The organism is Chloroflexota bacterium (assembly GCA_013152435.1).
GTDB lineage: Bacteria > Chloroflexota > Anaerolineae > DUEN01 > DUEN01 > DUEN01.
Genome location: JAADGJ010000097.1, coordinates 31427 through 41431, shown reverse-complemented (window position 1 = coordinate 41431; position 10005 = coordinate 31427). Strand labels below are relative to the sequence as shown.

5 protein-coding genes and 1 other annotated feature are annotated in these 10005 nt (G+C 62.3%); of the genes, 4 read left to right on the top strand and 1 reads right to left on the bottom strand.

Annotated features, from left to right (window positions below; all coding sequences use genetic code 11):
- Positions 1–1638: 1638 nt before the first annotated feature.
- The 4 genes from GXP39_13970 (at position 1639) to GXP39_13955 (ending at position 9550) form a co-directional block, all read left to right on the top strand.
- Positions 1639–4713 carry a DUF11 domain-containing protein gene (locus GXP39_13970; protein NOZ29140.1) on the top strand — a complete coding sequence of 1025 codons (3075 nt, stop codon included), beginning with the start codon at positions 1639–1641 and terminating at the stop codon, positions 4711–4713.
- A gap of 291 nt (positions 4714–5004) precedes the next feature.
- Positions 5005–5231: a binding site (T-box leader), on the top strand.
- A 66-nt stretch (positions 5232–5297) separates the two neighbouring features.
- Positions 5298–8018: a valine--tRNA ligase gene (locus GXP39_13965; protein NOZ29139.1), complete on the top strand. Its 2721-nt coding sequence runs from the start codon at positions 5298–5300 to the stop codon at positions 8016–8018.
- An 84-nt stretch (positions 8019–8102) separates the two neighbouring features.
- Positions 8103–8711, top strand: a complete 609-nt coding sequence (locus GXP39_13960) for a LysE family transporter (protein ID NOZ29138.1) — start codon at positions 8103–8105, stop codon at positions 8709–8711.
- Positions 8712–8926: 215 nt separating this feature from the next.
- Positions 8927–9550 carry a hypothetical protein gene (locus GXP39_13955; protein NOZ29137.1) on the top strand — a complete coding sequence of 208 codons (624 nt, stop codon included), beginning with the start codon at positions 8927–8929 and terminating at the stop codon, positions 9548–9550.
- A 134-nt stretch (positions 9551–9684) separates the two neighbouring features.
- Here GXP39_13955 and GXP39_13950 read toward each other — a convergent pair.
- On the bottom strand, positions 9685–10005 hold a 321-nt coding region (locus GXP39_13950), incomplete at its 5' end, for a gamma-glutamyltransferase (protein NOZ29136.1).

The following is a 10005-nucleotide window of genomic DNA, read 5'->3' as shown; positions in this document are numbered from 1 at the left end:
CGGGTGCTTCCATGTGGGACATGTGACAAACCACAAGAGGAGGCAACCGATGACCGAACCTACTATAACGCTGCGGGAGTATCTGCGCAACCCACCGGCCAAAGCCCCAATCAGGCAGGGAAAAGGCGAGAAAAAGGGTTTTCTGCGGAGGCGCCTCCCCTCTGCACCTCCCCTTTCAGGTGCGACCGCCCGTGGAAGGAAAAAGCGACAGGCGGGGGCCTCGCTCATGCTGTTCAGTTGATGCGAATAGGGCGCAGCGCCGCTGCGCCCCTACTGCGGCATCGGTAGAGCTGTCGCAGGAGATGCGCGGTCAAACTGTCCGGTAGCTAGAAGGGAAATCGGCGAATCAGGTGTGAGGCCTTGTGCGCAATCACACCGAAAGGAGGTCAACATGCGCCTGCGACGCCATCGAGGTAGCCGCCTCATCTTCCTTTTCGTCGCCTTCGCTTTGATATGTTTGGGATTGGGGTCCCTGTTCGCTGCTCCTATTTTGAGCGCCCCTGGTGCCCCTCAGCCAGCACGCGTTTCCCAGGGTACATGGATTTCCATGACCAGCCCTACCACCCAAGACCTGAACGCGGTCTGGGGGTTCGGGCCCAACGACGTCTTCGCGGGCGGAGCGAATGGTACCCTTCTCCGCTATGATGGTACCGCATGGGTATCTTTATCCTCTCCCACAACGGACAATATCGTGGACATATGGGGGACCGGACCTGACAGTCTCTACGTTATGACCAACTGGGAAACCTTCTATTACAGCGGCGGTGGTTGGACCTCTCTGGGAACGTTTTCCGGCAAGATACAGCGGGGAATTTGGGGGACCGGCGTCAACGACATTTACGTAGCGGGAGCCGACATAGCGGGCACGCCCAATGAGGCGTTTGTTGCCCACTGGGATGGCTCGTCCTGGAGTACACTGATCGACGCGGGCACATATGACTCCCCTGATTCAATGCCCCTATGGGATATCTGGGGGACGGCTTCATCGGTATTTGTCATCGGCGATGGGGGCTTTATGCTCTGGGGGCCTTCTCCGTGGTTTCCCATGACCAATCCCAGCTCCAGCGATTTGAGCGCCATATGGGGCACCAGTGAAACCGACTTCTTCATCGGAAACATCTACGGAAATATCTACCACTGGACCGGCAGTGGATGGGACTCCACACCTTCCGGGACTTCCGAGGCCCTGTACAACATGCACGGTACGGCGAGCAACGACATCTATGCGGTCGGGGCTTTCGGCACCATTCTCCATTGGGATGGCTCAAGTTGGACCCCCATGTCCAGTGGTACAAACGAGCATCTTTATGGTGTCTGGGCCACTGACACAACAGCCTACGCGGTGGGTGCGAACGGAACCATCTTGCAGTACGTCCAATCCCTTCCCACTGCTACGCCTACGGCGACCTCTACGTCCACGCCAACATCAACACCCACACCAACACCCACACCCACACCGACGCCCACGAGCGGCGCGGTGATCGTTACCGACACGCCCACGCCGACGTCCACCCCGACGCCCACGCCGACGTTAGCCGCCGTGCGCGAGTATCGCTTTGAGGGGCGCGTGCTGGATGGTCAGCGTCCCCTCTGGAACGTGTTGGTGGAGCTCGGACGACGGAGTCTGAGGCGTGGAAGATGTTGCAGAGGGTGCGCACGGATCAGCAGGGGCGGTACACCATTGTCTATCAGGAGGTACAGGGGTACCAGTATTACATTCTCCATGAGCGGGATCTGCCCGGTTACATTTCCATTGGTGCCCAGGCGGGTCCGGGGGGTCGGGTCATCGACGAGAACACCATTGGGTATGATCGGCCTCCGGCGGGGAGCTATGCGGGGAATCACTTCTACGATGCCCTGGCTACACCCACGCCCACACCCACACCCACGCCTACACCCACGCCGACTTACTGCTTTGGCGGCCAGGTCGTTGGTCCGGATGCTACACCCATACAGGAGGTGAACGTCAGGCTGCACGCCCGTAAAGAGGGGGATTCCTCCTGGACGGTTCTACAGCAGACGACGACCGATTCGGGTGGCCGGTTTTCCTTTTCAGTGTGGGATAGAGCCTATGACTATTACCGCATCGTGGTCGAGCCCCCGCCCGGCTGGATCTCCTCCGGCGCGGTTGCCGATCGTGGTACGGTCATCGACTACAACATCATCGAATACCGGCGTCCGGATCCCGGTTCCTATACCGAGAACATCTTCTATCTCACCCGGGCCACGCCGACTCCCACCCCGACCCCCACGCCGGTTATCGAGGTGAGCAAGTCGGCCGCAGTGCCTGCAAAGAATCCGGCGGGCGGCATCGCTCCGGGCCAGGAGATCACATACACCATCAGCCTCAGTTGGGACAGCCCCGATGGCTCCAGCGCGCCTTCCGACATGACCGATCCCATCCCCCGGTACACGACGTACGTAACCAATACCGCTCGCGCGAACCTGGGCACCGTTCGGTACAACGCGCAGTCGCGAAGCATCGTCTGGAACGGCGAGATCCCCGACGGGCAGACCGCGATCATTTCCTTCCGGGTCAAGGTGGATTGCACCGCGCTCATGGCCCTGGCCAATGACCAGTGGCCGGCTGCCATCATCAATCAGGCCAGCGGCGAGATCGCGGGCCATCCTTACCAAACGCCTCCGGAATCGCTGACCTTGCTGAAGCCGGATCTGCAGATCACGGGGATGGAGGTCACCCAGGTGGTCCAAAACCTGGCCAACCAGGCCCCCCTGATCGAAGGCAAGGACACCTATGTACGGGTGTATGTCCGAGCTCGCTATCCCAACGACATCGCCGGTTGCGATGTGCCCAACGTCACCGGGCGACTGACCAGCGAGCGAGGAGCGCTGTTGCCCCTCCGCCCTGTCACGGCCCGCGTGCTCCCGGGCAAGAACCGTCCCACGAGAGCGGAGCGCCTCGACGTCAACCAAAGCCTCCTCTTCCGTCTCCCCCTTCAGGGGAGTCGCTGGGTGGAAGGGCGCTATACGTTAACGGCCACGGTCAACTGGCAATGCAACCGCCCCGACAGCAACTGCCAGAATAACGGAAGGAACCAAGCCGTTGCCTTCCGAGACGGCAGTGAAGTCAATTTCTATGTCTATAGAATAGGAATACAGGGATACGCCCGTTCACGGCAGGACGCACTACCTGCTTTCGAATGGATGCGCTTGTATCCTTTGTCCAACACAGGGTGGCGCATATACTGGCGGGGGGAGATAAAGGAGTACGGTGGGTGGACAATAGATATGTGGTGTTTCCTTTACTTTAGAGATGAAAAGACCCAGAGACCATTAGATCCAGATCTTTGTGTGAATCATATCCTGAGCACCTACCGTACGTGGTGGCAAAGACGATCCGAACCGGAGAATACTTACTATATAGGTTTTACCGACCAGTCCATCTCCGGTTCAACCGCGGGCATGGCACTGGATATTCCGTCACGTGTATTGTGGTTCACTTATCGCAACTCCCCGGCGAAGATGGGAATGACGTTTCTCCACGAGTTGGGCCATGCCCTGGGCCGACAGCACGTGCCCTGTCCTACTACCGGTCGGAACCGGCCAGCAGGCCCGGACCCGCATTGGCCTTATCCGGGATGTCAACTGAGCCATGCCAGAGCTGATGATTACTACGGCTTTGACACAAGCGGGCCAAGCGTCCTCGACCCGGCAAAGGTCGCCGACATCATGAGCTACGGCGACAACATTGGCCTGTCCTTGTGGCTTTCCGACTACACTTATGGAGCTCTGCACCGCTGGATAACTTCCCCTACTCCGGAGGGGACCGCTCAAGCCAGGGGGAGCCTCCCCGATCGGCGATTCCTGGTGCAGGGGCATATCATCACTACCACTATGACGGCCACCCTGGAACCGCTGTATACCCTTGACAACCCGCGCTTCCAGGATGACACGCCGGATGGCCCCTACACCCTGGAACTCCTGAACGCCGGTGGTCAGGTGCTGCACACCCGCACCTTTGCGCCATCCGTGCCCACCGATGCCCGGGAGCCGATTACAACAACCTCCTTCCTGCTCACTATGCCCTACGAAGCCCAGGCAACACGGCTTGTGCTGAAGTACGAGGATACTGTGCTTGCCACTTTGGACAGCAGTCCCAACCCGCCCACCGTCACCATCTCTTCACTTCTGGGCCGGGAGACCATCACCGACACGATTCACATGGTGTGGACGGCCTCGGACCCAGACGGTGACGACCTCGAATTCGTCGTGCAATATAGCGCGGATGGGGGCGACTCCTGGCAGCCGATCGCCATTGGTATCGCGGACACGACGCTGACCATCGATGCCACGGAATTGCCCGGCGGCGAAAACGCCCTGCTGCGCGTGGTCGCCACCGATGGCTTCCACACCACTTATGCCCAGGTGCCTGCCCCCTTCCGGGTGCCGCGCAAGCCTCCTTCGGTCTTCATCACCTCGCCTCTGGACGGATGGAGCCTGTCCCCGGACCTGCCGGTGGTGCTGCGAGGCTACGCTTATGACCAGGATTATCGCGACCTCCCCGGCAATGTGCTTCACTGGACATCGGACCGGGATGGCGACCTGGGTCAGGGAGAGGTGTCGGAGACCACGCTGAGTTTTGGGTGGCACACCATCACGCTCACAGCCCAGGACGAGACGGGACTGTCCGCGCAGGATACGATTCGGGTGTTTGTGGGCTACCGGTCGTGGCTGCCGATGGTGCGACGGTAGGAGCGTGTCTGAAAAAATTGACCGGTAAGGTGTCTGAGGGGCTCCCTCAGCTATCAGCTTCACAGGGGGAGGTGTGGAGGGGAGCTCCCCTCCACGGAAATCCCATTTTTCCGGCCTGCACCTGCCTTTCTCGGCCCTTTCCGCAGGGATCTGGGCCGAGGCCGGGCAGGTCGAAGGTGGGAGAAGGGCTTTTTCTGGAGGGGCGAAGCCCCTCAAAGCCCCCCGCCGTTCGCTTCTTTGTCCTGTTTGACACCCCGTTCACCTGGGGCTATAATTTCATCGCTAACAAAGACAATGGCTGGGAACCGGAGGAGTAGGCGGTACGCAGTCGCCAGAGAGGCGAGGTCATCGGCTGGGAGCCTCGCCCGACGGGCGCCGCCGAAGGTCGCCGGGGAGCTGGCCTCCTGAACACCAGTAGGGAGGCCCGGGTTCGCCCGTTATCGCGACAGAGTGGACGGGAAGCGGAACGCTTTCCGTCAAGCAAGGTGGTACCGCGGGAGAACCCTCTCGTCCTTGTGGCGAGGGGGTTTTTCGTTGGAGATTGAGATTGGAGACGGGGGACATGCATGGGGGGAAGGAGCGCGATGGCTGATCAGAGAGAGATGCCCAAGACGTATAACCCAAGGGAGTTCGAGCAACAGATTTACGATTGGTGGGAGTCTCAGAAGTATTTCAAGCCGGAGACTCAGTTTGCCAAGGGGCTGGCCAGCCGGGATCAGAAACCGTTCGTGATCTCCATGCCGCCGCCCAACGTGACCGGCGCGCTGCATCTGGGGCATGCCATGACGGCCGCGGTCGAGGATCTCATGATCCGATATCATCGTATGAAAGGCGTTCCTACGCTATGGGTGCCGGGCACGGATCACGCGGGCATCGCCACCCAGAACGTGGTGGAACGCCAACTGGCTCGTGAGGGGCTGACCCGCCACGACCTGGGGCGCGAGAAGTTTCTGGAGCGGGTGTGGGCCTGGAAAGAAGAGTACGGCGCCCGCATCACGGAGCAGCACCGCCGGCTGGGCGTGAGCTGCGATTGGGATCGGGAACGGTTCACGCTGGATGAGGGGCTGTCTCGTGCTGTGCGTACCGCCTTCGTCACGCTGTACAAGGAGGGGCTGATCTATCGCGGCACCTATCTGGTGAACTGGTGTCCTCGCTGCGAGTCGGCCATCTCCGATCTGGAGGTGGAGCACGAGGAAGAGGATGGCTACCTGTGGTACGTGCGCTATCCGCTCATCAGCGACGAATGGGAGGGCCCGAGCGCCGAGTGGGGATCCGGCCGTTGGGCGGAGGGGGCGACCGAGTTCATCCAGGTGGCGACCACCCGCCCGGAGACCATCCTGGGGGACACGGCGGTGGCCGTGCATCCCGAGGACGAACGCTATGCTCAGTCGGTGGGGCGCATGGCCGTGCTGCCGGCGTTGGGCCGCCGCATCCCCATCATCGCCGACGAGGCGGTGGATCCGAGCTTTGGCACCGGCGCCGTGAAGGTGACCCCGGCTCACGACCCCACCGACTACGAGATCGGCCAGCGCCATGGGCTGGAGCAGGTGGACGTGATGACGGACACGGGCACCATGAGCGAGGAGGCGGGGCCGTACGCTGGCCTGGATCGCTTCGTCTGTCGGGAGCGCCTGGTGGCCGATCTGGAGGAGGAGGGGCTGTTGGTGAAGGTGGAGCCGCATCGTCACGCCATCGGGCATTGCCAGCGATGTGGCACCATCGTGGAGCCGCGCATCTCCACCCAGTGGTTCGTGCGGATCAAGCCGTTGGCCGAGCCGGCCATCGACGTGGTGCGGGATGGACGCATCCGCATCATCCCGGATCGCTTCGCTCGCGTCTACTTCAACTGGATGGAGAACATCCGGGATTGGTGCATCAGTCGCCAGTTGTGGTGGGGGCATCGCATCCCGGTGTGGTACTGCAAGGATTGCGGCGGGCAGACGTGCGAGATCGTCGACCCCACCGAGTGCTCGCACTGCGGCAGCCAGAATATCGAGCAGGATCCGGACGTGCTGGACACCTGGTTCTCGTCTGGGCTGTGGCCCTTCAGCACGTTGGGCTGGCCCGAAGAGACCGAGGACTACAAGTATTTCTATCCGACCAGCGTGCTGGAGACCGGGTACGACATCCTGTTCTTCTGGGTGGCGCGCATGATCATGCTGGGGCTGAAGTTCACCGGCAAGCCGCCCTTCAGCGTGGTGTACCTGCACGGGATCATCCGGGACGCCCAGGGCCGCAAGATGAGCAAGTCGCTGGGCAACGCGCTGGACCCCGTGGAGCTGATCGACCAGTACGGGTGCGATGCTCTGCGCTTCACCCTGATGACGTCCAGCACGCCGGGCAACGACGTCCGGCTGGACGTGAAGAAGGTGGAGGCGGCGCGCAACTTCGCCAACAAGGTGTGGAACGCGGCCCGCTTCGTGATCACCAATCTGGACGACACGGAGCCGGTGGAGGACATGAGCCCGGACGATCCGAGCCTCACCCTGGCCGATCGCTGGATCATCAGCCGCTATCACCGGCTGGTGGGCGAGATCGCGGAGATGATGGAGTCGTATCAATACGGCGAGGCCGGCCGCCGGATCTACGAGTTTCTGTGGGGCGAGTTCTGCGACTGGTTCATCGAGATCGCCAAGATCCGGCTGTATGGCGAGGACGACGACGCCAAGGCGACGGTCCGGCGGGTGCTGGTGTACGTGCTGGAGCGCACGTTGCGCCTGTTGCATCCGTTCATGCCGTTTGTGACCGAGGCGATCTGGCAGCGGGTGCCGCACCAGGGCGAGGCGCTGATCATCGCCCGCTGGCCGGAAGCTGGCGCGCTGGATGAGGCAGCCGAGGCGCAGATGGACCTGGTGCGGGAGATCGTGCGAGGCATCCGGAACGCCCGGGCCGAGTACGACGTGGAGCCGGGGCGGCGGATCGCCGCCGTGATCAGCGCCGGCGACGAGACGGAGCTGCTCCGGTCCCAGCGAGAGGTGTTGATCACGCTGGCGCGGCTGGATCCCGACCGGTTGGTGATCGAGACGTCGCTGCCGGCGCCGGAACGGGCGGTGACGATCGTGGCCGGTGGGGCGACGGTGTACCTGCCGCTGGCCGGCATGGTGGATCTGGAGGCGGAGCGGGCCCGGCTGAGCAAGGCCATGGCGGCTGTGCAGCGAGATATCCAGCGCAGCGAGAAGCTGCTCAGCAACGATGGCTTTCGCACCAAGGCCCCGGCCGAGGTGGTCGCCCGGGAGGAGGCCAAGCTGGCCGAACTGAAGGAACGGCTGTCCCGGCTACAGGAGCGGCTGTCCCTGTTGGAGTGAGCGATTCGTTGGGGAGGTTGGATCGTGTGGGCGCCCGGCGCCAGGTGGCGTCGGGCGTTTCCTATTCGCTGACGGGAGGGAGCTTTGTTCGCGTATCTGTTGCAGGGGATGGCATTGGGGGTATCGGCGGCGGCGTCGCCCGGCCCGTTCCAGGCGTTCCTGTTATCGCAGACGATGCGGAACGGGTGGAGGCGGACGCTTCCGGCCGCTTTCGCTCCGCTTTTCAGTGATGGCCCCATCATCGTCCTGGTGCTCCTGGCGTTGACCCGTTTGCCCGATGGGTTCCTGCGCGCCCTGCAGGTGGCCGGGGGATTATTCATCCTCTACCTGGCCTGGGGTGCCTACCGGGTGGCCCGGGAGCCTGTGGATCCGGTGGAGGCTCCGATGGAGTCCGGACAGCGAAGCCTGGCCAAGGCGATCGTGATGAACGCGCTGAATCCCAATCCCTATCTGTTCTGGGGGATCGTCGCCGGGCCCATCCTGTTGGAAGGATGGCGGCGATCGGCTGGTCTGGGCGTCAGCTTTGTGGTGGGCTTCTACGGCGCTCTCGTCGGCGGCTTCGCTGCCCTCATCATCCTCTTCGCCACGGCCGGGCGGTTGGGCTCTCGGGTTCGCCGTGCCCTGAACGGCCTGTCCGCCGTGGCGTTGCTGCTTTTCGGCCTCTATCAGCTCTGGCAGGGAGGGGTGGGATAAGACGGATGCTGGGGTATGCAGCTGGCCGGGGTTCCCGGGGAATGCACCAGGCCTGGTGCCCTGGGAGCCGCGAAACATTTCTCCGCTGTCGTGCGTATTGAGAAATGGAAAAACGGATTATATGATCAGGTGGTCATATTTAAGTGGGCTTTTTCTGTGCTTGGTTGATTTGGTCTCGCGTGGCCAGCTGTTACCGAAAATAGGAGGCATCCGTCATGAAGACACGACGAACACTTAGCCGGATCTGGCGTGTAGTTGCGTTAAATCTCGCCGTGTTGCTCCTGCTCTTCATGATCTCACCCCAGCTCAGCAGAGCGGATATCGCCATCGAGCTGATCACCAATGGAACGTTTGACAGGAATGTAGATGGCTGGTCGGCGACCGGTGAGAGCTCAATTAGCTGGGTGGGCACGGAGGGACACGGCGGTCGGGGCGTCGCGGCGGTATGGAGTCACTACGCAGACCTGCACATCACCGGCGCCGGGCAGCCCGTAGAGATCTCTGTGCCCGCCAGCGAATATCGCCTGAGCGGATGGATCAAGGTCCCCGCGCAGGAGAATGACAGCACGAAGGGGAGACTCTCGCTTGTGTTCTGGGATCAACCCGGCTGCAGTGGCACGTATCTGGATGCGGTGGGTACTCCCTGGGTGCTCGTTGGCTCCGGATGGACGTACGGCAAGGTAATAGCTACGCCCCCGCCTGGCGCCAAGTCGCTGTGTGTTTGGCTGAGCGTTTACACGGAGGGAGGCGACGCGGTTGTTTACTTTGACGATGTCAGTCTGAGGGCGCCGGCTTCGGCCTTACCTCATTCCATCTATCTCCCTCTCGTCGCCAAGTGACGAGGCACCTGGCTGGGCGACCACAGATCGCAGGTGACGCAATATACGTGGAAATTACACTGACCCCAAGACGCTCGGCGTGGGGGCGACCGGCAGGTGGTAGCGGCTAAATCGCCGCTACCATCTACCGCCACTCACCATCCCACCGCGCAGCCGTCCTTGCGCGGGTCGCTGCCGGCGATGAGGACGCCCGTCTCCGGATCGCGCAGGATGATCTGCCCGCCGCCGAACACGGCCCGGCCGAAGCCGTCCACCGGCGCCAGCCGATGCCCCCGTCGCGCCAGCTCGGCCATGACGCCGAAATCCCAGCCCTCTTCGATCATCACCAGCCCGCCCGGCTCCTGGGCGCCCAACCCCGCGCTCGGCCCCGCCAGCATCCAGCGGGGTACATCCAGCGCCTGCTGCGGCGCCATCCCCAGGTCCAGCATGTTCACCAGCATCTGGAAATGCCCCTG

Excerpts from the sequence above, each read along its gene's own strand:
- GXP39_13965 (NOZ29139.1), top strand. The coding sequence starts at position 5,298 with ATGGCTGATCAGAGAGAGATGCCCAAGACGTATAACCCAAGGGAGTTC.
- GXP39_13970 (NOZ29140.1), top strand. The coding sequence starts at position 1,639 with ATGTTGCAGAGGGTGCGCACGGATCAGCAGGGGCGGTACACCATTGTC.
- GXP39_13955 (NOZ29137.1), top strand. The coding sequence starts at position 8,927 with ATGAAGACACGACGAACACTTAGCCGGATCTGGCGTGTAGTTGCGTTA.